Raw genomic sequence first — 24,398 nt, 5'->3', positions numbered from 1 at the left:
ACTCACCTCCTTCTTAATATCCAGTTTTGTACCAATTGGTAAATATGCTGGCTCAATTTGTCTGCATCATGCCGTAAATACGTGCGGAACAGAACTAATGTATCTGCCACCACTTTATATCCCCGGTCGGTCAGCTCGCCCATGTCTACTTGAACTGGCTTGGCTCCCTGCTCGGCATACATTTCCTGTACTTGGGGTGGAATTTCTCCGTTATTTACAATGACATAGTCGAAGAGATGATGCCCTACATGCTCAAAAATAGCTTGCAGATGGTCTCCTACTGTATAGCCATCGGTTTCACCAGGCTGGGTCATAACGTTACAGACAAATATTTTGATAGCGTCTGATTTCACTACAGCTTCAGCGAGTTTAGGTACAAGCAAATTCGGTAATATGCTGGTATATAGACTGCCGGGGCCAATCAAAATCGCATCAGCTTCATTAATGGCCTCTACAGCCTCAGGCAACGGCTCCACGTGAGTCGGTTCAAGAAAGACGCGTTTTATTCGTCCGCCCGCTTCTGGGATCTTGGACTCTCCGGTAATCACCGTGCCATCCTCCATTTCGGCGCTTAGCACAACGCCTTCCTCGGCTGCTGGCAGCACACGTCCCCGGACAGCAAATACACGGCTAAGCTCACGCACCGCCGTTACAAAATCCCCCGATATATCGGTCATCGCTGCTAAAATCAGATTGCCCAGACTATGGCCTGACAATCCTGATCCCGCACCGAAACGGTATTTCAGCATATCTGACATCACTGGTTCCACGTCAGCCAAGGCAGTCAGCACATTGCGAATATCCCCTGGAGGGGGCATCTGCAGCTCACTACGCAAAATCCCGGAACTTCCGCCATCGTCAGCGACTGTAACAATAGCCGTAATATCTAGCGGCTTTTGCTTTAAGCCCCGCAGCATGACGGACAAGCCGGTTCCGCCGCCCATAACAACTATACGTGGGCGCTCCCGTTGTGATCCGGTCTCTTTCATGATTTCACCTCATTAATGCCGGTCCCGATCAGCATCCCGATGCGAAACAGAAACAGATTCTGTCTCGCTGGCACCCAGCATTTTTCCTAAATACTCCGATATTGCAACAGAACGATGTTTACCGCCAGTACAGCCAATGCCGATAATGACCTGGCTTTTGCCTTCTTTGCGATATTGCGGAATCAAAAAGTGTAACATATCCAGCAACTTGGTCAAGAATGCCTGAGTCTCGGGCCATTTCATGACATAATCATATACATCGCTATCCTGTCCAGTGTGGGGACGTAGTTGGTCCACATAGTGGGGATTAGGCAGGAAGCGCACATCGAATATAAGATCGGCATCAATGGGAATACCATACTTGAAGCCAAAAGAAGTAATGTTCACGGAAAGCATACTGCTCTCCAGATGAGAAAATCGTGAAATAATCCTTGCCTTTAAAGTTGCAGGCTTCATCACACTTGTGTCAATAACCTGTGTAGCCGAGCTTTTTAGTTCTTCCAACATCTTGCGCTCCAACCGAATCCCATCCAAAGGCATGCCGTCTGGAGCCAGTGGATGACGTCTACGACTTTCCTTATACCGCTGTACGAGAACGCCATCATTCGCATTTAAGAATAAAATTTCACAATGAATCGTAAAATGATCTTTAATATAATTCAACGATTCCGACAAGGCAGTGAAAAATTCTCGTCCGCGTAAATCAATGACGAGTGCAACCTTGCCTATTTTACCATTAGACTGCTCAATCAACTCTGCAAATTTGGGGATCAGTACAGGGGGCAAATTATCAACACAGAAGAAGCCCAAGTCTTCCAGGCTCTGAACCGCAATGGTCTTCCCTGCGCCTGACATCCCCGTAATAATAATGAGCGTTGCCCACGGCGCAGCATTTTTTAGGTTATCTGTCATATGGACTTCCCTCTCCTTTTGCTTCTTCGCTCTATGCCAGTACCCGTATTATCAGTAACCTGTGGTCAGGAGCGTAGCAGCAACCCTGCAGCCCCTACGACACCCGCGTCATTGCCTAACACCGCTGGTACGATATATACACCTTTTTGAAGCGGTTCAGGTGCCAGCTTGGCGTATACGCGACGCATCTCTTCAAACAAAAAGTCGCCTGCTTTAGAAACACCGCCGCCTATAATAAACAACTCTGGATTAAGCACAGCGGCAACCGCTGCCATGGATTTCCCCAAATAAAAGGCAGCCCGGTTCACGATACGCAGTGCGACTTCATCCCCGGCTTTAGCAGCATCAAATACTTCCTTGGCGGCAATGTGATCCTCCAGCGCCAGAGAGGTCCGGTCGCCACGTTCCACAGCATCCTTGGCCATACGAATGATGCCTGTTGCAGAAGATACAGTTTCCAAGCAACCCATTTTGCCGCATCCACACTGAATTGCCTCCAGATCAGGTACGACGCTGATATGACCAATTTCCCCGGCCATGCCTGAAGAACCTTGGTATATTCTACCGTTTATAATAATACCGCCACCTACTCCTGTTCCCAGGGTATAGCATACGCAGTTTTCGATGCCTTTGCCTGCACCAGCCCAAGCCTCACCTAGCGCAGCAACATTCGCATCATTGTCTATTTTCACAGGCTTGCCAATCCGGTTCTCTAGGAGCGCACGGATCGGTACGTCACGAAAGCCAATATTAGGAGCGAGGACAATAATACCATCACGAACATTCGTAAAACCTGCAACGCCTGCACCGACACCCTTGAGTTGATCCCACTCATAAGGAGATTCCTCAACAATGTGCCGCACATATTTTTCGATATTACCAATGACAACATCTACACCTTTATCGGTTTCGGTTGGTCCCTCGTATGTGTGCAAAAGCTGTCCGTTCTCATTACAAATGCCTACTTTAATCGCTGTACCGCCCAAATCGACACCCACATAGATACTTTCAGACATGTTCCAAGCCACCTTTATGTTTACTTAAAAACCTGGTATGAAATATATGCTTATAATTCCTACTTCATAATAGTAATCCTACGTTCCAACTATAATTGAAGCCCTCGTTACGGTCAAGGACACTTCCTTGTTGAAAAGTGTACGATTAGAGGAACTTTTAACCTTATGCACCCATAAAAAGGAGAAAGCCTGTGCAAACGCAGCAGGCTTTCTCTTCCTGAACAAAAGATGCGGCATAACAGAGGTTCCTTCGCTCTCCCGTTAGCCTTTTTGTGTACTATAGACACGCTTTTATTGATCCAGTGTTTCGCTCCAGTCGTGAACAGCACTGCCTTCGAGATATTTCTCGCAGTCCATAGCCGCCATACAGCCCGTTCCCGCAGCCGTAATCGCTTGACGGTAACGGTTATCCTGTACGTCCCCACAGGCAAAAACTCCGGGGATGTTCGTTTCCGTTGTGCCTGGCTTCACTACAATATAGCCGTGTTCATCGGTATGGATTTGTCCGTTCAGGAAACCTGTGTTCGGTGTATGCCCGATGGCTACAAACACGCCATCAACTTCAATCAGCTCATCCTGATTGGTCTCATTATTGTGTACCTTTAAACCCTTTAAACCAGATTCTCCCGTCACAACTTCCAGAGGAGTCCGGTTTAATGCCCAATGTACTTTTTCATTCTCACGAGCGCGATCTTGCATAATTTTGGATGCCCGCAACTCATCGCGACGATGGACCAAGGTTACACTGGAAGCAAAACGGGTCAAGAAGCTCGCTTCCTCCATGGCTGAATCGCCACCGCCAACCACGACAATCTTTTTCCCGCGGAAAAAGAAGCCATCGCAAGTTGCGCACGTGCTGACTCCGCGACCTACATTGTCCTGCTCACCCGGAATGCCGAGATATTTGGCGGACGCACCTGTAGCAATAATGACCGACTCTGCCTCAATGATGCCTTTACCCTCTACCTTCACTTTAAAAGGACGTTTGCTAAAATCCACTTCCTCTACCCAACCGGAAGTAAATTCAGCGCCAAAACGTTCAGCCTGCTTGCGCATATTATCCATCAGTTCAGGCCCGAGGATACCTTGCTCAAAACCCGGAAAATTTTCAATTTCGGTCGTTGTAGTAAGCTGCCCACCGGGCTGCATCCCTTCAATGATCAGCGGATTCATGTTAGCACGTGCCAAATAAATAGCCGCTGTGTAGCCTGCAGGACCTGTACCAATAATTATGGATTTATACATACGTTTGTTGCCTCCTTTAAGTGATGTTTGGAGCAGGTCTCAGACCTGCTTTTTAAACGTGGAGAGCGGCTGCTTCAGCTTCTGTTTGATACCACACACGCTGTCAATCTGGCGTGCATAGCGGCTTACGGTCGATACGGAAATACCATAACGATCGGCTACTTCCTGATAGGTGACTGAATGATGATGCATTTTGGCAGTCAAATATTCCAGCGCCGCTGCCCATCCCTCAGTATGCTGAACCATCGGAACTTCCGGGGCAAGCCGATCCAAATACTCCAGCCACAGCGATCTCAAGTCGTGCTGCATGACCGGATCGGATGGCTTGCTCATGACGGTCAGTACCTTATCCAGCACTGCCTGCCATTGTGGATCAACCGGGGAGGCAGATACATCGCCTTCAATTGTATGAGGATCGTTCTCAACCTCCAACTGATCAGAATGTTCCGTTTCCGGGTACATTGTCTGCTCACCCTGCTCCGCCAGCTCTTGCAATACTTGCAAGGCACGGCGTTTTAGCTCATCCTCCTGGTCCGGGTCTTCTACGAAGGACTCCAGTGCCTGACGCACCTCATCATCACCGATCAAGCTTAACGCCTGAATGACCTGAAGCTGAGTCGACCGGTCCCCGTGGCGCAAGGCCCAGAAGAAGGATGACCGGATTAGCGGGTCCTTCTTCATGCTGTCAGGCACCTGGTCAGCACCAAACTTCTCCCACATGCGGAATTGCTCCTCAAACGGGAGATGATAATGATAGCTGAGCACTTGCAGCGGTGTACCCTCCTGCTGGAGTTCCTCCAGTCGGGACAGGAAAAACCGCGGAACTTCCGAGGAAGCATCCTGCTTTTGCAAATGACTCCACAACCGCCGTGCTTCCGCATATCTTCCCGTATTGCTGGCAGCTACCGCCGTGTAATGGTACAAAGAAGCGTCTGCATTGTTCTCTCCATCGCCATGAAGCAACCTGCGGAAATGTCTGTAGGCCTCCTCATGGCGTCCGAGAATGCCCATAGTGGTCGCAAGCTTGAATACCTGCTCCTCCTGAAACGGTATAGTGACCGCCAAAGTCTGCACCAGACGATCCAATTCCGGGCCGCCGCCCTCGTGCTGATAAAAGATCGCCAAGTTGCACAATGCGTGTAAATTCCCCGGCTCATCCTCCAACACTTGAATAATGGTAGCCTTAGCATTTTGGAACAATCCCATGTAGTAATACGCTAACGCCAGATTATTTCGCGCAGCGAACATATCCGGTTGTTCCTCTGAAATTTGCTTGAGCAACTGGGCTGCCTGAGCAAATTTCCCCTCCTCCAGCAGGACACGAGCCTGATCATGCTCTACTACTCCCTGCCGGGCCTTAATGCGGTTCAGCTTCGTTGGACGGTCCAGCTCATAATAGAGCAGCTCCATCATTTCCTCCGCTTCATCAAGAAACTGGCCTTCTTCGTCCTCCTCCAGGTACGTGACCAATGCTTTCTCCGCTTCTTCAAACTGCTCCATATTAGCGTAATTATTCGCCATATAGAAATAACACTCTGTCATCGACGAGTCTACGTCACTCAGAACAGAGGACAGGATCTCATTCGAACCTGCATAATCCCCCATCTCTGATAATATACCCGCCATATTGCAATGATTCACCGGATTATCCGGTTCATATTCAACGGCTTTGCGAAAATATTTCAATGCCTTGTCATAATGATTGCGATCAAGCGAGCGCACAGCTTTCTCAAAAAAGAAAGATGCGTCGAAACGCAAAGCAATAATCTTAGGGCTAGGTTCCGATACTCGCAGATGTTTCCCTTTCATAAATAACCAAGGCACCTCCTTTAAAAGTAACTGACATGTTCATACCCTTCAGTATACCACAACTTCAAAACGACTTGACAGTCGATCCTACCTCATTCCAAAAAACGGATATATGCTCGTATACAATAGATATATATACAAGAATACGCTAAATAGCCGAGCGCTTTTCCCTGTATAAATAGGGAGCGTTCGGCTAGCCACTGGATATGATACTTAGACCCAATAAACGTAATAATTAAAGCGTCAGCGGCACCGGCGAGCGCTCGCGATGCTGAAATACGGCAAGCTCGCGATAGCCGACTTCATATAGAAGCGCGCGTGCCTTCTCCAAGTGCTCGGACAGCTTCGCCGGATCATGAGCATCCGATCCTACGGTCAGCGGGATGCCTAGCGAAAAAGCTTCTTCCAGCATACGGCGACTCGGGAACATCTCGGCACAGGGCTTCGAAAGCCCTGATGCATTCAGTTCCATCGCCCGACCGCTGCGGGCAACGGCTGAGAGTGCGGAGCGCTCCAGTTCACGCAGCTCCTCCATTTCCTCCGGCTTCGGATGATAGCCAAAGCGCTTGATGACATCCAAATGCCCCATGATGTCATACAAACCGGTAGCTGCTGCCCTGGAAACCGCATTATAATACGTGCGGTACACCTCAAGCACATTTTTGCCTTCCCAATGGTGTACCTGACGGAAGTCCGTGACATCCCATTCACCGAGAAAATGGACGGAACCAATCACATAATCCCAGGGATACGCGGTGATGATGTCTTCGATTTCTCGTTCCCAGCCCTCAATGTAGTCGCCTTCCAAGCCAACGCGAATATCAATTTGCCCTTTAAAACGTTCCTTCAGTTCCAAACATTCTTCCACGTATCGGGGCAGCTCCTCCATAGGCATCGCCATTTCCGGGTAATAGTCAGCCGGTTTTACATGCAGTAGTGGCATGTGATCGGACAAGCCGAGCTGATCCAGCCCGAGCCGAATTCCCTGCTGTACATACTCTTCCAGACTCCCTATAGCATGCCCGCAGCGGGCGTGATGCGTATGATAGTCAATTTTCATGCGACCCTCCCCCTTCCAACACTACAACAAATCGTACTAATCACGACGAGGTCGTTCATGACGGCGATTCAGCTCAGCCAGTACGTGATCAAGCGGTAGCTTGCGCTCCTGCAACAGCACCAGCAGGTGATAAATCAAATCGCTGACCTCCAGGCGCAGTTCGTCATTATCTTTATTTTTGGCGGCAATGATCGTCTCGGATGCTTCCTCGCCAACCTTTTTCAAGATTTTGTCTACACCTTTATCAAAAAGATAGGTCGTATAGGCTCCTTCAGGTCGTGTCTCCTCGCGCTCCTTAATAATCGCCTCCAGCTGGGCAAGTACCTCAAAGCGGTCTGCTGAAGTACTGGAAATATCATCGGTTTGATTTACCAGCGTGTGGTCTCCTGCATTTCCTGCAACAGGTGCTACAGCTGTTCCTGGCACGGAAATATCACGGAAAAAGCAGCTCGTTGCTCCTGTATGACAGGCAGGACCGTTCGGAATGACACGTACCAACAGAGCATCACCGTCACAATCCAACTGGATGGAAGTGATTTTTTGCGTATTCCCTGAAGTAGCCCCCTTGTGCCACAGCTCCTGTCTGGAACGAGACCAGAACCAGGTCTCTCCCGACTCCAAAGACAGTTTCAGCGACTCGCGGTTCATGTAGGCCAGCGTAAGCACCTGAAGGGTGGCATCATCCTGCACAATCGCCGAGACAAGACCCGCCTCATTCCAGCGGACATTATCCAGTATCTGTTCCAGAGATAGTTGTTGGTTCAATTCGTTGCTCATCGTATCTCCACTCCTCTGCGCTTCAAATCCCGTTTTAGGTCAGGGATTCCTATTTCTTTATAGTGAAAAATCGTTGCTGCTAATCCAGCATCCGCTCTGCCCGCCGTAAACACGTCATAGAAATGCTCCTGTTTGCCTGCTCCGCCAGAAGCGATAACTGGAATCCCGACAGTATCCGATACCGCAGAAGTCAGCGGCAGGTCAAAGCCGTCCTTGGTTCCGTCCGCATTCATGCTGGTCAGCAGAATCTCACCGGCTCCCAACTGTTCAGCTTCCTTGGCCCAGGCCAAGGCGCGAATACCAGATGGCGTGCGGCCTCCGTGGGTATATACTTCCCACTCGCCCCACGCCTCGTTGTACTTGGCATCAATGGCAACAACGATACATTGTGAGCCAAAGCTGCGCGCCCCCTCCGCAATCAGCTGAGGATTACGGACAGCCGCCGTATTTACGCCGATTTTATCAGCCCCGGCACGCAAAATGCGTTTCATATCATCGACATGAGATATCCCGCCACCTACGGTGAAAGGAATGGCTATCTCTCCGGCTGTCTGACGAACTACTTCTTCCATGGTGGCACGCCCTTCAACTGAAGCAGAAATATCCAGAAATACGATTTCATCTGCCCCTTCCCGGTCATAAAGCGCCGCCAATTCCACCGGATCGCCTGCATCGCGTAAGTTCACAAAATTAACGCCCTTAACCACCCTGCCATCCTTTACATCCAAGCAGGGAATAATACGTTTAGCCAGCATGCCTACTCCCCCTATGCCTTTGCTACAGCTTGTACGGCAACCTGTAAATCAATGCTGCCTGTATACAATGCCTTACCCACAATAGCACCGCCTACACCCTCTTTCGCATAGGTGCTCAGCGTGATCAGATCGTCCATCTTGCTGACACCGCCGGAAGCGATCACGGTTCGTCCACTGCTTTTCGCAAGCGCTACGATCGCCTCCACATTCGGGCCTTGCATCATTCCGTCGCGGGAAATGTCTGTAAAAATGAACGTTTCCGCTCCCTTGGAGGCCAACTCAGCAGCCAATTCATCCGCTCGAACCTCCGAGGTTTCAAGCCATCCGCGCGTGGCCACATAGCCATTCCGTGCATCCAGACCAATGGCGATCCGATCACCGTAGGTACCCAATACCGCTTCCGTAAAAGCACGATCCTCAATCGCTGCCGTACCCAAGATCACACGGCTCACGCCCAGCGACAACAGCCGCTCCACATGTTCACGTGTACGCAAGCCGCCACCCACTTGTACAGGCACTTGCACCGCAGAAGCGATGCGCCCAATGAGCTCATCGTTCACCGGTTGACCTGCTTTAGCACCGTCCAAATCAACCAAGTGAATGTAGGAGCCGCCCATACGCTCCCATTCTTGGGCAACCTCCACCGGGTTTTCGTTGTATATCGTCTCCTGGCTATAATCTCCTTGTACCAGTCGTACACATTTGCCATCGCGAATATCAATCGCCGGGTATATCGTGAACAAAGTATGACCCCCTTGTGAGCTATTCAACATCTATATGCCTTTACATCCATCAACGACCATGTTGGCGTACCATCAACTGCAGACACACGAATCGTTACGCTCGCTTTTCCGCTTCCGCCAGTTCCAAAAACTGTCGAAGCAACCGCATCCCCATTTCCCCGCTTTTCTCCGGGTGGAACTGCATGCCATATACATGGCCTCTGCCCACGATAGCCGTTACGGGCCCACCGTAGTCAGTCACCGCCAGTAGGTCACTTTCGGCCTCCGGCTTCGTATGATAGGAATGTACAAAATACACATGTCCTTCCTCCAAGCCCTGTAACAACGGGTGGTTCGGCTGAGTCATACGCAGACGATTCCAGCCCATATGCGGCACTTTAACCCCCAGATCAGGAGCAAACCGAACAACCTCGCCTGGTAAAATATTAAGCCCTTCGTGACTGCCGTATTCTTCACCACGAGTGAACAACAGTTGCATTCCTAGACAAACACCGAGCAGTGGTTGTCCAGCGCTTGCAACCTCCTGAATCACCCGATCCAATCCGCTGGAACGTAAATGCTCCATAGCATCCCCGAATGCCCCTACACCCGGCAAAATCACACCGCTGGAGGAACGAATCACTTGGGCATCTCCCGTTACTACAGCCTCATAGCCAAGACGCTCAACTGCCTTGCTCACACTATGCAGATTGCCTCTGCCGTAATCCACAATGGCAATGGACATAGGCTACAGCACTCCCTTCGTTGAAGGCACTCCCGTCACCCGTGGATCAATGGATGTCGCTTCATCCAGTGCACGTCCCAGCGCTTTGAACACCGCCTCAATCATATGGTGGGTATTTTGCCCGTAGTGAACGATGACGTGTAGCGTCATGCGAGCCTCCAACGCAAATTTCCACAGAAATTCATGCACCAGCTCTGTCGAAAAGCTCCCTACCTGCTGTGATGGATACTCCGCACGATACTCAAAATGAGGTCGGTTACTCAGATCAATGACAACCTGTGCGAGCGCCTCATCCATTGGTACAAAGACGCTGGCATAGCGCTTAATTCCTTTTTTATCACCCAATGCTTCCAGCAAGGTCTGTCCCAGACAAATACCAATATCCTCTACGGTATGATGATCGTCGATATCAACATCCCCTCTGGCCTGTACATTCAGGTCAAAGTGTCCGTGCTTGGTGAACAAATCCAGCATGTGATTCAGAAAAGGAACATCCGTTTCAATCTCAGCTTGCCCTGTGCCGTCTACTGCAAAAGATAGCTGAATATCCGTTTCATTCGTCTTTCGGCTGACGCTGCCTGTACGTTCTGTTACGTTATTTTCGTTCCCCATCGCCATCCACCGCCTTCTTTTCGTTGTCCAATCGAACTTGTATCGCCCGTGCGTGACCTTCCAGTCCTTCATGGCGGGCAAGCTGCATAATCGTCTCTCCATTGCGCAGCAGCGCTTCCTTGCTGTAATAGATCATACTCGACTTCTTGATAAAATCATCAATATCCACTGGCGAAGAAAACCGCGCCGTTCCATTTGTCGGGATAATATGGTTAGGTCCGGCAAAATAATCGCCTACCGGCTCCGAGCTGTACGCTCCCAGGAAAATAGCCCCCGCGTTTTCGATCAGACCTACATGCTCCATCGGCTGCTCTGTCATAATTTCCAAATGTTCTGGTGCCAGTCGGTTTACAATATGGATGCCCTCTTCCAAAGTGTCGACGACAATGATAGCCCCGTATGCCTCCACCGATGCAGCAGCAATATCTCTACGCGGTAGCTCTGCCAATTGGCGCTGTACTTCAGCTGATACTTCTTCGGCCAAGCGTTGCGAGGGCGTAACCAGTATGGCTGAGGCCATCTCGTCATGTTCCGCCTGTGAAAGCAGGTCAGCCGCTACATATGAGGCATTCGCCGTGTCGTCAGCCAACACGACAATTTCACTTGGTCCAGCTATACTGTCGATATCCACCGCGCCGTACACCTCGCGCTTCGCCAGCGCTACGTAAATGTTGCCGGGACCGCAAATTTTATCGACTGGTTCAATGCTATGTGTTCCGTAAGCGAGGGAAGCAATCGCTTGCGCTCCGCCAACCCTATATATTTCCGTTACACCAGCCTCTGCCGCAGCTACCAGTGTATATGGATCTATCCCTGCCTTGCCGCCTGTCGCCGGGGGTGTCACCATGACAATCTCAGGTACACCAGCCACCTGAGCGGGAATGACATTCATCAGCACAGAGGATGGATAGGCCGCTTTACCGCCCGGAACATACACGCCTACACGTTTCAACGGTCGGATAATTTGGCCGAGCAAGCTACCATCCGGCTGTAAATCCATCCACGAATTACGTTTTTGCTTCATGTGAAAAGCACGGATATTATCCGCCGCCTCTCGAATCGCCTGTGAAAAAGAAGGCTCTACCTTGTCATATGCCGCCTTCAATTCTTCCTCCGTCACACGAAGCTGCTCTGCGATCAGCGATACACCATCAAACGATTGCGTATACCGCAGGACAGCCTCATCCCCCTCTTGGCGTACCGACTGAATAATGGTACGCACAGCCTCATTTTGCTCAGGTGTGCCGTAATCCACCTCCCGTTGGAGACTGAAATCACGGGCTGATACAATCTTCATTTGTCCATTCCCCCTTACTTGCAGCTTGCAGAATGCTCCTTTAACCCTTGGCTTATTCCTTTAGTCCATTTACTCCCGGGGTGCCACCGCATTGGGAATCACCTGATGCAATCGATCACACAAAGCCTGAATCGAGCTGTTTTTCATCCGGTAGCTGACCCGATTCGCAATCAGGCGACTGGTAATATCCAGTATGCTGATCTGCTCGACCAATCCATTCTCCCGCAAGGTCTGCCCCGTTTCCACCATATCAACAATGCGGTCTGCCAGACCAATTAACGGCGCCAGCTCAATGGAGCCATTCAGCTTAATAACCTCCACCTGCTGGCCTTGCTCCCGAAAATACTGGGAAGCTACATTCGGATATTTTGTAGCGACCCGCTGACGAATACCTGGCTGCCAATCTGGTAAAGCAATCACCGACATCCGACAACGGGCGATCCCCAGATCCAGCAGTTCATACACATCCTTGTTTTCTTCCAGCAAAACATCCTTGCCCACAATGCCAATGTCCGCCGCCCCGTACTCCACATACGTAGGAACATCAACGGGCTTCGCCATGATAAATTCCATGCCCAGCTCGGGCAGTGGGATGACCAGCTTGCGCGTCTCGTCCACATCCAGCGGAATGGGAACCCCTGCTCGGCGAAATAGCTCAGAAGCCTGCTTATAGATCCGTCCCTTTGGCATGGCTACCTTCAATGTTTCCGTCATGGCAATTCCCCCCTTTGTACTGGCTGTCTTCCTTCAGCTGTATAGCTGTATACCTCTGCATACAGGCCCTGCTGCTCACGACGTCGGTCTTCCGGTCCGCCCGTGAGTCCTGTCACCACAGTAAGACCTGTTGCGCGTAGCTGTGCGGCTGCGGATAACGCCTCTTGGCGTCCCTGTTCGTCATAACGGATAAGTACAGGAAGCTTCGTTTCCATTTGGATACCATCCACACCATCGACGATCCGGTTTGTCTTCAGTGCAAATCCCGTTGCAGGTACGGATCGACCAAACTGCTGAAGCAGATTGTCATAGCGACCTCCGTTACATACCGGGAACCCAATCTCCGCCGCATAGCCCTCAAAAGTCATTCCTGTATAATATGAAAAATCCCCGATCATGGTAAGGTCGATTAACACATGCTCAGATACGCCGTAAGCCTCCAGTACTTCCCACACCTCGCACAAATGTGCAATGGATCGAATCGTCTGCTGCTCCACACTAAGACGGGTAGCCTGGTCACAAATTTCTTTTCCACCGCGCAACCGCAGAATAGCTTCCAGCTTATCCCGATGTTCAGGAGCCAAGCCCAAAGCTTCAATCGCTGTTCGGTAGCCCACCACATCACGACTGAGCAACAGTTCCTTTAGCGCTTGCTGTTCAGCTTGACGGCCTGGAATGATTTCCTCAAATAAACCGTTCAGGAATCCTACATGCCCCATGGCAATTTTAAAAGAGGCAACCCCTGCCGCCTGTAATGATGCAATTGCCAATGCTACAACCTCTGCATCAGCCTCAGGCGAATCATCACCTACCAGCTCCACACCTGTCTGAAAAAACTCCGCTTCTCTTCCTGCCTCTTCCTCAATCGCCCGAAATACATTTGCGTGGTAGGAAAGTCGGAGTGGTACTTCCTCTTCCTTTAGCAGCGAAGATACCACCCGCGCAATGGGAGCGGTCATATCCGATCGCAGCACCAACGTGGTTCCCCGGTTATTGAGTAATTTAAACAGCTTTCGATCGGAAGTAGAACTAGCCACTCCCACCGTATCGTAGTATTCCATCGTAGGCGTCATAATCTGGCGGTAACCCCAGCGCTCCATGCATTCGAGTACATTCAGTTCGATGGCCCGCAGCTTCGACACTGCACGTGGAAGATAATCTCGAACCCCTACAGGGATCTCGAATCCTTTTGGCTTAGACATCTCTATCACCTCATGATTTCACAATATCTTTATCATGGTAAAGTGCTAACAAACTAAAGTATATTCGATATATTATCATGCTCTACTTGTGAACGTCAACCGAACGGAGCAGCCCTTTTTTACAGATTCGCCAAGCCGCTGCCCCTTTCTATATTTTATCCAATGCAAAATACACGAATCCTAAAAAAAAGACTGCCAGCCTTAAGCCAACAGTCCAATCAATCAAAATATTTAGCTATTTATTTGTTCATCTTTACTCCGGGAAGGAAACTTCGGAACCGTGCCCAAACCGATCCATGCAAATGGTACATATCGAAAACACAACGTCACAATCAACCATGAGCCAAACAACGCCAACAACCATCCACCCGCAACAGAGAAGATATATTCTACTGGCGTTCCATGCAAATCCAGCTTGCGATATACTCTCAATAACGCCGGGTGAAGTAAATAAATGCCGAATGAGCATGAGCCCAGCCAGCTGATTAACATTCGCAGCCTATCGTTAGCATGACGATATAATAAAACCGAGAACTGAAACAGCACCAACGCAGAGACGAGGGCATATGCATTATGGAGCAGTTCATAGATCAGCGAGTCTGCATAGATGGCTTCGCGATATGCTACAAACCATATTTGTACATATGCTATACCCAGGAGTAGCCAAGCCACCCACAAGCTCCACCAACTGATCAACTGTCCGCGTCTAATTACTGTACCTGACACCGGAAAAAGCCACTTTTTAAACCCTTCATATCCAATCGCTACAGCTGCGCCCAAGGCAAAATAACTGATATACGTAATCGCAAGACTTCCTCTTTCCTCTTGCCAAACGTATTTGTTCAGCAATACAAACCCCCATTGCATGATTAACCCTACTGTCAAAATGACACAGGCTGCTCTTCGTGGACTCGATATCCAATGACATAGACGCTGCACTCCCCACAACAACAGCGGGAAAACCAAATAAAATTGGATGATGATGATGATATAATACAAATGCGTGTACGCCTTTCCCGTTAACAGCACGAGCGGAAGATCACTGAGCGGCATTAACCCGCGTGTTACCAAGGTCAAATAATACACAAGAGAAAACAAAACGTACGGTAACACAATAAACATCAGTCTTTTTCGGAAGAATATAAGCATATTCTTACCACGAAGCGGCCTATCGACATAATTGTAAAATAAAACAAACCCGCTCACAAAAATAAATACTGGCACCGCAAAGCTACTAAACATATTTAAAAATAAAAAAGGATAAAACACTAAAGAATGACGCGCATCAATTAAAGCCATTGAAGTCGCATGAATGGTAACAACGGCTGCAATTAATATTCCCCGGTAAACATCAAGCTCTGGTATACGTTCTTTTTTGACCAAATCAACACGCTCCCATATCGCTTTGCAAATATGTCTGTTATCAATTTTTAAACATAATTAACATGCATTACCCCACTTATTATACAGAAAAACAACAATAAGGAAGACCCCTTAATACATAAGGGGTCTTCCTTATTGTGCTATTTCCTACTCATCCACACCAGAGCGTCTTAAATCACGCAACGGATTGCCACCCACAAATGCACCTGCGGGCACGTCTCTATGCACGACCGCTCCGGCTGCTACGATAGCTCCGTCACCGATGGTGACACCCGGCAAAATGGTTGTGTTGGCGCCGATCAGCACATGATCACCAATCACCACTTTACCGATACGATACTCTTGTATGAGGTATTCGTGAGCCAGTATCGTTGTGTTATATCCAATGACTGAATTGTTCCCTATCGTAATATGCTCCGGAAAAAAAACATCCACCATCACCATCAGGCCGAAGGCCGCATGTTGCCCCACCTTCATCCCCAGCACTCTGCGGTAAATGACGTTTTTCAGAGAAAGCACAGGACAATACCGGGCAATCTGTATAAAAATAAAGTTCTTAATGCCTTTCCAGCGGCTCACCGTCCGATAAATCTGCCACAACGCATTGGGACCTTCTACAGGATAGCGGTTCACCCTTCTCACGATACATTGACACCTTGAAGCTCCAGCTTCAGCAAATCCCGCATATCATGCAACATGTAGTCAGGCCCATATCCGCGCAGAGTTTCCTCGCCCTTGAGCGACCAAGCTACACCAGCCGATTTCACACCTGCTGCCTGAGCTGACAAAATATCAAAAGAACTGTCTCCGACCATCAATGTATGCTTTGCTTCAGCATTCAAGCCTGCTAAGGCCTTAAGGACTGGCTCAGCATGTGGCTTAGGATGCTCTACATCGTCCACCGTCACAATATAGTCCATTGAGGAAGTCAGATTGAACAGATTAAGTACACGTATCGTGGATGGTCGTATTTTGGTTGTCACAACCCCTAGCTTAATTCCTCTCGCACGCAACTCCTGAATAACCTCAATGACATATGGAAATGGCTTCACCATTTGATCATGATGAATCTGATTATAAGCACGGTAGTCCTTAACCAACCCAGATACATCCGTTAATCCCGAAAAAGTACGGAGTTGATCGTCCAGCGTTCCACCCATATGAGGAATAATATGCTCCCGCGTCAGCGGATCAGCATCCGGATGATTCAAAATGTGTAGAAATGTGCTGATGATCAGCTCATTCGTATCCATGATGGTGCCGTCTAAATCAAACAAAATCGTATTTATCATAGATGCTCCTTCTTGTCCTCGTCCGTGTCTTCCTTAGGTAGCTTATCCGCCGTAGCTGTTGGAGGAACCGCGTCCTGTCCTGGACGGGATACCTGCTCTGGCATCACGTCAGGTACCTGATCCTGATCAATCCCCGCTTTGCTGGAGATAATCGGATCGCTATAACGAGCAACAGATGTACCTTTCCGGCGACGAACCAAGATGAAAATCACGGCAGCTACAACAATAAAGATAGGCAGCAATTGCGAGATCCGTACATTACCGTAACTCGGGTCCAGATGCCCTGGTTCAAATCCTAGCCATACCATAGGAGACCACAAAGCATTCACAAAGGAAGCCAGCCAATCCGGTCCCTGAAAAGCCAAACTGTCCGTCCGTACACGCTCGATGAAGAAACGGCCGATTGAGTACCAAATGAAGTAAAATGCAAACATTTCGCCTGCACGCACAAATTTCATACGACGAATGGCGAGCAGCAAAATCACACCTACAATACTCCACAGTGATTCATATAAAAATGTAGGGTGATGGAACACCCCGTTAACGTTCATCTGATTCACAATGAAATCCGGCAGATGGAGCTGATTTCGCAAGAATGTCTCTTCCGTCGGTCCACCGTAGGCTTCCTGATTGACAAAATTACCCCAGCGTCCAATCGCTTGACCGATCAGTAGGCCTGGTGCACAAATATCAGCGATACGCCAGAAGTTATACCCTTTATACCGGAAATAAATGACCGCACATATAATGGCCCCGATCAAGGCACCGTATATCGCAATACCGCCATTCCAAATTTTAAAAACATCCCATAGATTATCTCGGTAGTCTTCCCATTTGAAGGCTACATAATAAATACGCGCTCCAATAATAGCTGAGGGAACACCCAGAAGCAGCATATCCATAAAAAAGTCCTGCGGAATACCGAATCTTTTTCCTTCACGGATGGCAAGATATAAACCCACAAGCGCCGCCAGCCCCAAAATAAGCCCATACCAGTGGACCTTGATTGCCCCGATTGAAAAAGCGATCGGATTCAGCAGTAATGTTGCCGTTGACATATGTTTCTCTCACTCCTCGTTCTTCCTTGCAAACGAACAAACCTTAATCCATCTCTTCCATATCTTCGGAAATTGTAGCAGTCAGCTTGTTTGTAAATTGCAGGGCTGCATTAACACCCATTTGTTTCAAACGATAGTTCATCGCCGCCACCTCGATAATAACAGCCAAGTTTCGGCCCGGACGAACTGGAATCGTAACCAGTGGAACATCTGTATCAATAATGCGTGTCGTTTCCTCATCAAGACCAAGACGGTCATACTGCTTGTCCTGCTGCCATGCCTCCAGACGAACAACCAATGTAATCCGTTTGTTATTACGAACTGCACCGGCCCCAAACAGCGTCATCACATTAATAATGCCCACGCCACGAATTTCCAACAGGTGACGGATCAGCTCAGGTGCTGTACCATGCAGCTGAAAATCGGACGTTTGCCGAATTTCTACCGCGTCATCTGCTACCAAGCGATGTCCACGTTTAACCAGTTCCAGTGCCGTTTCACTTTTACCAATTCCACTACTTCCTGTGATAAGCATTCCCACGCCATACACGTCACACAGTACACCATGAATAGTCGCTGTAGGAGCCAGCTTTCTTTCGAGAAAGCCTGTGATGCGGCTTGATAAAATCGTCGTCGCCATATTAGTGCGCAGTACAGGAATATCTCGCTCTGCGCTCGCCTCCACTAACTCAGCCGGTACCTCCAGACCACGTGTGACGATAATGCATGGAGTCAGCTCTGTACACAGACGCTCCATCCGATCCCGGCGTTCCTCAGGAGGAAGCATCCCCAGAAAAGCCAACTCAGACCTTCCCAGAAGCTGTACCCGCTCTTGTGTATGATATTCAAAATACCCGGCCATCTCCAGACCTGGACGATTCAAATCGTCCACTGTGATCAGTCTTCGCAGACCTTTTTCACCGGAAATAACTTCCATTTGGAACTGCTGTACAAGCTCGGATACCTTTACCTGTTTAGCCATTGTATTCTCCCCTTCATCTGCAAAACCAGATTCTATACGTCACTTGATTTATGTAGCTTTACCCTATTAACCATACAACCCAACGCCAGTCTATCCTGCGCCAATTCACACTCCACTTGATTTAACACTATGGTTCCAGGCTAGCTCCATTCCGCCAGCTGGGTTGATCCCATCTAGGGCTCCTGCCAACGAACCTACATCTAGACCTGTCCATTGTACCCATCGTATCGGAATTTTCCAATGAATGCAATGCCGAAGCTAGTAGCCGTATGCGATATATAAAAAGAGTCGCAGTTCTCCGCTCGGGGAAAACTGCGACTCTCTTCCAGAGGCAAATTTTATTCGCCAACCAGAACACTCAATTCCGATTCCTTATCAAAAATATGAACCTTGTTCATATCAACAGCCAACTTCGCTTTGACACCATCACGAGTATTGGAGCGTCCGTCTACACGGGCAATAATCGTATCATTTCCAGCACCGCTCAGGTACAACAGCATTTCATGACCGAGGTTTTCCGTTACATCCACAGTGGATGTAAAGATCGTATTCGGAGAAGCCTCCAAGAATACAGGCTCTTCATGAATATCCTCAGGACGGATACCCAAGATCACTTCTTTCCCGATATAGCCCTTCGCTTTTAAAATCTGTCCTTTACCTTCTGGTACAAACAGATCCAGACCCGGCGCAGCAAAATGCAATGCACCTTCTTTTTCAACCAGCTTACCTGTGATAAAGTTCATCGTAGGAGAGCCGATAAAACCAGCTACGAACAGATTCACTGGACGGTTGTACAGTTCATCTGGGGATGCAGCTTGTTGGATAATACCATCCTTCATAACTACAATCCGGTCACCCATCGTCATGGCTTCGACCTGGTCATGGGTTACGTAGATAACAGTCGTTTCCAGACGCTTAGCCAGCTTCGTGATTTCCGCACGCATCTGACCACGCAACTTGGCATCCAAGTTGGACAGTGGCTCATCCATCAAGAACACTTGCGGGTCACGCACAATCGCACGTCCCAAGGCAACACGCTGGCGTTGACCACCTGATAACGCTTTCGGCTTGCGATCCAGCAGATGCTCAATATCAAGGATTTTAGCCGCTTCACGTACACGTTTGTCAATTTCTTCTTTCTTCACCTTACGGAGTTTCAGACCAAAAGCCATGTTTTGATATACATTCATATGCGGATACAAGGCATAGGATTGGAATACCATCGCGATATCGCGGTCCTTTGGAGCCACGTCGTTCACAACACGATCTCCAATGTACAATTTACCGTCTGAAATTTCCTCCAGACCAGCGATCATACGGAGCGTAGTAGATTTACCACAACCGGAAGGACCAACCAATACGAGAAACTCTTTATCTTGAATGTCCAAATTGACATCAACAACCGTAGCTTTATCTGCACCCGGATATTTTTTAAAAATATGCTCTAAACGTACACCAGCCATAGCTTTTGCCTCCCTAAGATCAAGTTATGAAATCGAATACATTTCTTACTTGTATCTTACCCTAGTCCCCGTAGCATGGCTATTCGCAAACTGCACAAAAATGCTATTTCCTTTTTGTCACTTTGTACAATAGAAGATAGAGCTTGACTAAAACCGCATCATTGAACGTCCTCACGTCCAATCCAGTCTCCTGTTTGATCTTGTCCAAACGGTAAATTAACGTATTTCGATGCACATATAGACGCTTAGCTGTCTCACTCACATTACAATCCAGTTGAAAAAAGATGTCTAATGTGGCCATCGTTTCTGAGTCTTCCAGTATGACAGATGACTTCATTACCTGCTCTAAAAATAATACGCGTTGTTCCTTGGAAATGCGGTTTAACAGCCTTTCCAAATGAAGCTCCCATGAAAAGTGGATGTGCTCTGTTACATGAAAAATCTTGCCCAATTGTATGGTCTCCCATAACAAATTCAGCTCTTGGGGAAGACTTTGCAAAGGGATTGAAGGCTTAGAAACCGCCAAATGGAATACACCCACCCACTCATTCGCAATAAGCTCATATAGACCCAAGCTAAAAGCCGTGAGAACCTCCTCCAACGATTCCGTAAAATCTGCATCCCTGGACTCAGTGTCTTTATCCCGTTCATCGTCCGCTCCTAATAAAAGCTCCTTTTTAGCCATAATCAGCCAAGACTGTTCGTCCAATGGAGTAAGCAGCACATCCCCTCCAAAATAGCTCGCGAACAATCGATGGAGCTGGGTATAAGTAATAGCCCCCTCCTGTGTTCCCTCGCCATTCAGTAAAATCGGAACCATACACGCTGATAGCGAATCACGAAGCTGCAATTCATCTGGAACCTCTTCTTCCTTGTTTAGATTGGCAGCCTGCTGTATAAGCCATTGTCCATAACGATTCATGCGCTCTTCCTCGCTATAAACCGGGTTATCCGACAATTGTGGACCGTTCTGCCAGACCTGCTCCATGTTCCCCAATAGCGCTTCTACCAGTTTCCGTTCTCGATCCGTCAAATATCTGGCCTCTACCACAAATGCAGCCAGTTCACCTGCCGACGCACGAAATGGAAAATATAACTTGTTGTCACGGACAAACGATCTATCCGGAATAACTGAATCGGCTGTCTCTCCCTCTGCCATCATTTCCGGGCACCAAGGCACTATGGTAAAAGGCGCTTGAATAATATTCTGAAGCTGTTGCTGAATCCATTCTGTATCCAGAGTCACGCGATCACCACTTCACTTTTTTTTAGAATATAGAATAAGCACTAAGCGAACATAATGAACTCATTATAACCTGTCGATACCGTAAAATAAAAAAGCTATATAAAAACATAACTTAAAACAATACAAAAAAAGCCATCAACCTATAGTTGATGACTTCTGATGAGCCATGAAGGACTCGAACCTTCGACACCCTGATTAAAAGTCAGGTGCTCTACCAACTGAGCTAATGGCTCGTAAAACTGGTGGAGGATGATGGATTCGAACCACCGAACCCGTAAGGGAGCAGATTTACAGTCTGATGCGTTTGGCCACTTCGCTAATCCTCCATATAAAGGTGGCTCGGGACGGAATCGAACCGCCGACACGAGGATTTTCAGTCCTCTGCTCTACCGACTGAGCTACCGAGCCATATCCATTAACAAAAAAATAAAGTGCGGAGGGATACCCCTTCCCACTTTAGTACGGTAAAACTATTGAATTGAAAAATGGCGGAACTGACGGGATTCGAACCCGCGATCTCCTGCGTGACAGGCAGGCATGTTAGGCCTCTACACCACAGTTCCCTGGATTTTTCAAAATTCAAAAATGGTGCCGGCGAGAGGACTTGAACCCCCAACCTACTGATTACAAGTCAGTTGCTCTACCAGTTGAGCTACACCGGCACAATGGTGGAGGCTGAGGGGATCGAACCCCCGACCCTCTGCTTGTAAGGCAGATGCTCTCCCAGCTGAGCTAAGCCTCCTGGGTATGTATGGTAGCGGCGGAGGGGATCGAACCCCCGACCTCACGGGTATGAACCGTACGCTCTAGCCAGCTGAGCTACACCGCCATAACATAATATTTCGCTTGCTTGTCCTAAATGGCGGAGAGAGAGGGATTCGAACCCTCGCACCACTTTCGCAGTCTAACCCCTTAGCAGAGGGTCCCCTTATAGCCACTTGGGTATCTCTCCATATAAATGGACTCACTTAGCAAAACTCCGCAAGTTATTCTGTATCTCAACAAAGTGATTTGGAATATCAAGCGCAATTTCAAGGTTACACCCTGAAAACTGGATCCGAAACTCAATTGCGTTTTATCTTTAGGATAAGCCCTCGACCGATTAGTATTGGTCAGCTCCATGCATTACTGCACTTCCACCCCCAACCTATCTACCTCGTCGTCTTCAAGGGGTCTTACTTACTGGGAAATCTCATCTTGAGGGGGGCTTCACGCTTAGATGCTTTCAGCGCTTATCCCTTCCGTACATAGCTACCCAGCGGTGCTCCTGGCGGAACAACTGGTACACCAGCGGTACGTCCATCCCGGTCCTCTCGTACTAAGGACAGCTCCTCTCAAATTTCCTACGCCCACGACAGATAGGGACCGAACTGTCTCACGACGTTCTGAACCCAGCTCGCGTACCGCTTTAATGGGCGAACAGCCCAACCCTTGGGACCTACTTCAGCCCCAGGATGCGATGAGCCGACATCGAGGTGCCAAACCTCCCCGTCGATGTGGACTCTTGGGGGAGATAAGCCTGTTATCCCCAGGGTAGCTTTTATCCGTTGAGCGATGGCCCTTCCATGCGGTACCACCGGATCACTAAGCCCGACTTTCGTCCCTGCTCGACTTGTAGGTCTCGCAGTCAAGCTCCCTTCTGCCTTTGCACTCTTCGAATGATTTCCAACCATTCTGAGGGAACCTTGGGGCGCCTCCGTTACTCTTTAGGAGGCGACCGCCCCAGTCAAACTGCCCACCTGACACTGTCCTCGCACCGGTTCACGGTACCAAGTTAGAACCTAGATACGATCAGGGTGGTATCCCAAGGATGCCTCCCTTCAAGCTGGCGCTCAAAGTTCTACGGCTCCCACCTATCCTGTACAGATCGTACCCAAATTCAATATCAAGCTGCAGTAAAGCTCCATGGGGTCTTTCCGTCTTGTCGCGGGTAACCTGCATCTTCACAGGTATTAAAATTTCACCGGATCTCTCGTTGAGACAGCGCCCAAGTCGTTACGCCATTCGTGCGGGTCAGAATTTACCTGACAAGGAATTTCGCTACCTTAGGACCGTTATAGTTACGGCCGCCGTTTACTGGGGCTTCGGTTCATAGCTTCGCCCCGAAGGGCTTACCACTCCCCTTAACCTTCCAGCACCGGGCAGGCGTCAGCCCGTATACTTCGCCTTGCGGCTTCGCACAGACCTGTGTTTTTGCTAAACAGTCGCTTGGGCCTTTTCACTGCGGCCCCCTCGGGCTATTCACCCTACCGAGGCACCCCTTCTCCCGAAGTTACGGGGTCATTTTGCCGAGTTCCTTAACGAGAGTTCTTCCGCGCGCCTTAGAATTCTCTTCTCGCCTACCTGTGTCGGTTTGCGGTACGGGCACCTTCTCCTGGCTAGAGGCTTTTCTTGGCAGTCTGAGATCATGACCTTCGCTACTACAATTTTCGCTCCCCATCACAGCCCAGCCTTAACGATGTGCGGATTTGCCTACACACCAGCCTCACTGCTTAGACGGACATCCATCAGTCCGCGTCACTACCCTACTGCGTCACCCCATCGCTCATAACGGATTACGGTGGTACAGGAATTTCGACCTGTTGTCCTTCGACTACGCCTATCGGCCTCGCCTTAGGTCCCGACTTACCCTGAGCGGACGAACCTTCCTCAGGAACCCTTAGGCTTTCGGCGGATCTGATTCTCACAGATCTTTTCGTTACTCATACCGGCATTCTCACTTGAATGCAGTCCAGCGCTCCTTACGGTACACCTTCAACCCGCATTCAACGCTCCCCTACCCCTGATGCAAGCATCAAGCCATAGCTTCGGTGGTGTGTTTAGCCCCGTTACATTTTCGGCGCAGAGTCACTCGACCAGTGAGCTATTACGCACTCTTTCAATGGTGGCTGCTTCTAAGCCAACATCCTGGTTGTCTGTGCAACTCCACATCCTTTCCCACTTAACACACACTTGGGGACCTTAGCTGATGGTCTGGGCTGTTTCCCTTTCGACAATGGATCTTAGCACTCACTGTCTGACTCCCGGAACTAAATCTATGGCATTCGGAGTTTGACTGAGCTTGGTAACCCTTGCGGGCCCCGCACCCAATCAGTGCTCTACCTCCACGATTCTTCTTT

General features: G+C 49.0%; 21 protein-coding genes, 8 tRNA genes and 1 rRNA gene (1 of these 30 only partly in view). All 30 read right to left on the bottom strand.

Annotation, left to right across the window (positions count from 1 at the left end; all coding sequences use genetic code 11):
- Nucleotides 1-2: 2 nt before the first annotated feature.
- Nucleotides 3-989, bottom strand: a complete 987-nt coding sequence (locus MKY35_RS00915; protein WP_023986485.1) for a YvcK family protein — start codon at nt 987-989, stop codon at nt 3-5.
- Nucleotides 990-1,001: 12 nt separating this feature from the next.
- Nucleotides 1,002-1,901 (bottom strand): RNase adapter RapZ, encoded by a 900-nt coding sequence (rapZ, locus tag MKY35_RS00910; protein WP_013308254.1) that lies wholly within the window; start codon nt 1,899-1,901, stop codon nt 1,002-1,004.
- Between the two features lie 65 nt (nt 1,902-1,966).
- Entirely contained in the window at nt 1,967-2,917 is a 951-nt protein-coding gene (locus MKY35_RS00905; protein WP_039274188.1) for an ROK family glucokinase, read from the bottom strand.
- Nucleotides 2,918-3,208: 291 nt separating this feature from the next.
- Nucleotides 3,209-4,162: a thioredoxin-disulfide reductase gene (gene trxB, locus MKY35_RS00900; protein ID WP_029518998.1), complete on the bottom strand. Its 954-nt coding sequence runs from the start codon at nt 4,160-4,162 to the stop codon at nt 3,209-3,211.
- A 39-nt stretch (nt 4,163-4,201) separates the two neighbouring features.
- Complete coding sequence (locus tag MKY35_RS00895; RefSeq protein ID WP_342445323.1) at nt 4,202-5,971, bottom strand: tetratricopeptide repeat protein; 1,770 nt, start codon at nt 5,969-5,971, stop codon at nt 4,202-4,204.
- A gap of 235 nt (nt 5,972-6,206) precedes the next feature.
- Nucleotides 6,207-7,031 carry a histidinol-phosphatase HisJ gene (hisJ, locus tag MKY35_RS00890; RefSeq protein WP_342445322.1) on the bottom strand — a complete coding sequence of 275 codons (825 nt, stop codon included), beginning with the start codon at nt 7,029-7,031 and terminating at the stop codon, nt 6,207-6,209.
- Nucleotides 7,032-7,067: 36 nt separating this feature from the next.
- Nucleotides 7,068-7,808: a bifunctional phosphoribosyl-AMP cyclohydrolase/phosphoribosyl-ATP diphosphatase HisIE gene (gene hisIE, locus MKY35_RS00885; protein WP_342445321.1), complete on the bottom strand. Its 741-nt coding sequence runs from the start codon at nt 7,806-7,808 to the stop codon at nt 7,068-7,070.
- A complete protein-coding gene (gene hisF / locus MKY35_RS00880) occupies nt 7,805-8,563 on the bottom strand; it encodes an imidazole glycerol phosphate synthase subunit HisF (protein WP_039274196.1) in 759 nt (252 codons plus the stop codon). Before hisF ends, hisIE begins: the two co-directional genes overlap by 4 nt.
- 11 nt (nt 8,564-8,574) lie before the next feature.
- Nucleotides 8,575-9,306, bottom strand: coding sequence for a 1-(5-phosphoribosyl)-5-[(5-phosphoribosylamino)methylideneamino]imidazole-4-carboxamide isomerase (gene hisA / locus MKY35_RS00875; RefSeq protein ID WP_165149360.1), 732 nt, complete (start codon nt 9,304-9,306; stop codon nt 8,575-8,577).
- Nucleotides 9,307-9,400: 94 nt separating this feature from the next.
- Complete coding sequence (gene hisH, locus MKY35_RS00870; protein WP_342445320.1) at nt 9,401-10,030, bottom strand: imidazole glycerol phosphate synthase subunit HisH; 630 nt, start codon at nt 10,028-10,030, stop codon at nt 9,401-9,403.
- A 3-nt stretch (nt 10,031-10,033) separates the two neighbouring features.
- Nucleotides 10,034-10,642: an imidazoleglycerol-phosphate dehydratase HisB gene (gene hisB / locus MKY35_RS00865; protein ID WP_061830248.1), complete on the bottom strand. Its 609-nt coding sequence runs from the start codon at nt 10,640-10,642 to the stop codon at nt 10,034-10,036.
- On the bottom strand, nt 10,626-11,939 hold the full coding sequence (gene hisD, locus MKY35_RS00860) for a histidinol dehydrogenase (protein WP_342445319.1): 1,314 nt from the start codon (nt 11,937-11,939) through the stop codon (nt 10,626-10,628). Before hisD ends, hisB begins: the two co-directional genes overlap by 17 nt.
- A 69-nt stretch (nt 11,940-12,008) precedes the next feature.
- Entirely contained in the window at nt 12,009-12,653 is a 645-nt protein-coding gene (hisG, locus tag MKY35_RS00855) for an ATP phosphoribosyltransferase (protein ID WP_061830205.1), read from the bottom strand.
- On the bottom strand, nt 12,650-13,855 hold the full coding sequence (locus tag MKY35_RS00850) for an ATP phosphoribosyltransferase regulatory subunit (RefSeq protein ID WP_342445318.1): 1,206 nt from the start codon (nt 13,853-13,855) through the stop codon (nt 12,650-12,652). The genes hisG and MKY35_RS00850 overlap by 4 nt, the downstream gene beginning before the upstream one ends.
- 231 nt (nt 13,856-14,086) lie before the next feature.
- Nucleotides 14,087-15,238, bottom strand: coding sequence for an acyltransferase (locus MKY35_RS00845; protein ID WP_342445317.1), 1,152 nt, complete (start codon nt 15,236-15,238; stop codon nt 14,087-14,089).
- Nucleotides 15,239-15,385: 147 nt separating this feature from the next.
- Entirely contained in the window at nt 15,386-15,880 is a 495-nt protein-coding gene (locus tag MKY35_RS00840) for an acyltransferase (protein ID WP_342445316.1), read from the bottom strand.
- Nucleotides 15,877-16,530: a pyrophosphatase PpaX gene (gene ppaX / locus MKY35_RS00835; RefSeq protein WP_061830201.1), complete on the bottom strand. Its 654-nt coding sequence runs from the start codon at nt 16,528-16,530 to the stop codon at nt 15,877-15,879. Before ppaX ends, MKY35_RS00840 begins: the two co-directional genes overlap by 4 nt.
- Nucleotides 16,527-17,588: a prolipoprotein diacylglyceryl transferase gene (lgt, locus tag MKY35_RS00830; RefSeq protein WP_342445315.1), complete on the bottom strand. Its 1,062-nt coding sequence runs from the start codon at nt 17,586-17,588 to the stop codon at nt 16,527-16,529. The genes ppaX and lgt overlap by 4 nt, the downstream gene beginning before the upstream one ends.
- A gap of 43 nt (nt 17,589-17,631) precedes the next feature.
- Nucleotides 17,632-18,570: an HPr(Ser) kinase/phosphatase gene (gene hprK, locus MKY35_RS00825; protein ID WP_029519020.1), complete on the bottom strand. Its 939-nt coding sequence runs from the start codon at nt 18,568-18,570 to the stop codon at nt 17,632-17,634.
- A 338-nt stretch (nt 18,571-18,908) separates the two neighbouring features.
- On the bottom strand, nt 18,909-20,033 hold the full coding sequence (gene ugpC / locus MKY35_RS00820; protein WP_029519022.1) for a sn-glycerol-3-phosphate ABC transporter ATP-binding protein UgpC: 1,125 nt from the start codon (nt 20,031-20,033) through the stop codon (nt 18,909-18,911).
- Nucleotides 20,034-20,136: 103 nt separating this feature from the next.
- Nucleotides 20,137-21,279: a helix-turn-helix domain-containing protein gene (locus MKY35_RS00815; protein WP_342445314.1), complete on the bottom strand. Its 1,143-nt coding sequence runs from the start codon at nt 21,277-21,279 to the stop codon at nt 20,137-20,139.
- A gap of 160 nt (nt 21,280-21,439) precedes the next feature.
- Nucleotides 21,440-21,512, bottom strand: a tRNA-Lys gene (locus MKY35_RS00810).
- Nucleotides 21,513-21,519: 7 nt separating this feature from the next.
- Nucleotides 21,520-21,605: transfer RNA gene (locus MKY35_RS00805), tRNA-Tyr, on the bottom strand.
- A gap of 9 nt (nt 21,606-21,614) precedes the next feature.
- Nucleotides 21,615-21,687 (bottom strand) — tRNA-Phe (locus tag MKY35_RS00800).
- Nucleotides 21,688-21,765: 78 nt separating this feature from the next.
- Nucleotides 21,766-21,842, bottom strand: a tRNA-Asp gene (locus tag MKY35_RS00795).
- 23 nt (nt 21,843-21,865) lie between these two features.
- A tRNA-Thr gene (locus MKY35_RS00790) sits at nt 21,866-21,941 on the bottom strand.
- Nucleotides 21,942-21,945: 4 nt separating this feature from the next.
- Nucleotides 21,946-22,021, bottom strand: a tRNA-Val gene (locus MKY35_RS00785).
- A gap of 10 nt (nt 22,022-22,031) precedes the next feature.
- A tRNA-Met gene (locus MKY35_RS00780) sits at nt 22,032-22,108 on the bottom strand.
- A gap of 31 nt (nt 22,109-22,139) precedes the next feature.
- Nucleotides 22,140-22,231, bottom strand: a tRNA-Ser gene (locus tag MKY35_RS00775).
- Between the two features lie 130 nt (nt 22,232-22,361).
- A 23S ribosomal RNA gene (locus MKY35_RS00770) occupies nt 22,362-24,398 on the bottom strand (it continues 913 nt past the right edge of the window).

Origin of the sequence: Paenibacillus sp. FSL L8-0638 (genome assembly GCF_038593075.1) — a bacterium.
Taxonomy (GTDB): Bacteria; Bacillota; Bacilli; order Paenibacillales; family Paenibacillaceae; genus Paenibacillus; species Paenibacillus polymyxa_D.
The sequence above is the reverse complement of the archived record's forward strand: the minus strand, read 5'-3'. Positions and strand labels throughout refer to the sequence as shown.

Excerpts from the sequence above, each read along its gene's own strand:
- rapZ (WP_013308254.1), bottom strand. The coding sequence starts at position 1,901 with ATGACAGATAACCTAAAAAATGCTGCGCCGTGGGCAACGCTCATTATT.
- hisD (WP_342445319.1), bottom strand. The coding sequence starts at position 11,939 with ATGAAGATTGTATCAGCCCGTGATTTCAGTCTCCAACGGGAGGTGGAT.
- hisF (WP_039274196.1), bottom strand. The coding sequence starts at position 8,563 with ATGCTGGCTAAACGTATTATTCCCTGCTTGGATGTAAAGGATGGCAGG.
- hisB (WP_061830248.1), bottom strand. The coding sequence starts at position 10,642 with ATGGGGAACGAAAATAACGTAACAGAACGTACAGGCAGCGTCAGCCGA.
- hisH (WP_342445320.1), bottom strand. The coding sequence starts at position 10,030 with ATGTCCATTGCCATTGTGGATTACGGCAGAGGCAATCTGCATAGTGTG.
- MKY35_RS00895 (WP_342445323.1), bottom strand. The coding sequence starts at position 5,971 with ATGAAAGGGAAACATCTGCGAGTATCGGAACCTAGCCCTAAGATTATT.
- MKY35_RS00915 (WP_023986485.1), bottom strand. The coding sequence starts at position 989 with ATGAAAGAGACCGGATCACAACGGGAGCGCCCACGTATAGTTGTTATG.
- hisIE (WP_342445321.1), bottom strand. The coding sequence starts at position 7,808 with ATGAGCAACGAATTGAACCAACAACTATCTCTGGAACAGATACTGGAT.
- hisJ (WP_342445322.1), bottom strand. The coding sequence starts at position 7,031 with ATGAAAATTGACTATCATACGCATCACGCCCGCTGCGGGCATGCTATA.
- lgt (WP_342445315.1), bottom strand. The coding sequence starts at position 17,588 with ATGTCAACGGCAACATTACTGCTGAATCCGATCGCTTTTTCAATCGGG.
- ppaX (WP_061830201.1), bottom strand. The coding sequence starts at position 16,530 with ATGATAAATACGATTTTGTTTGATTTAGACGGCACCATCATGGATACG.
- trxB (WP_029518998.1), bottom strand. The coding sequence starts at position 4,162 with ATGTATAAATCCATAATTATTGGTACAGGTCCTGCAGGCTACACAGCG.
- hprK (WP_029519020.1), bottom strand. The coding sequence starts at position 18,570 with ATGGCTAAACAGGTAAAGGTATCCGAGCTTGTACAGCAGTTCCAAATG.
- hisG (WP_061830205.1), bottom strand. The coding sequence starts at position 12,653 with ATGACGGAAACATTGAAGGTAGCCATGCCAAAGGGACGGATCTATAAG.
- MKY35_RS00850 (WP_342445318.1), bottom strand. The coding sequence starts at position 13,855 with ATGTCTAAGCCAAAAGGATTCGAGATCCCTGTAGGGGTTCGAGATTAT.
- ugpC (WP_029519022.1), bottom strand. The coding sequence starts at position 20,033 with ATGGCTGGTGTACGTTTAGAGCATATTTTTAAAAAATATCCGGGTGCA.
- MKY35_RS00905 (WP_039274188.1), bottom strand. The coding sequence starts at position 2,917 with ATGTCTGAAAGTATCTATGTGGGTGTCGATTTGGGCGGTACAGCGATT.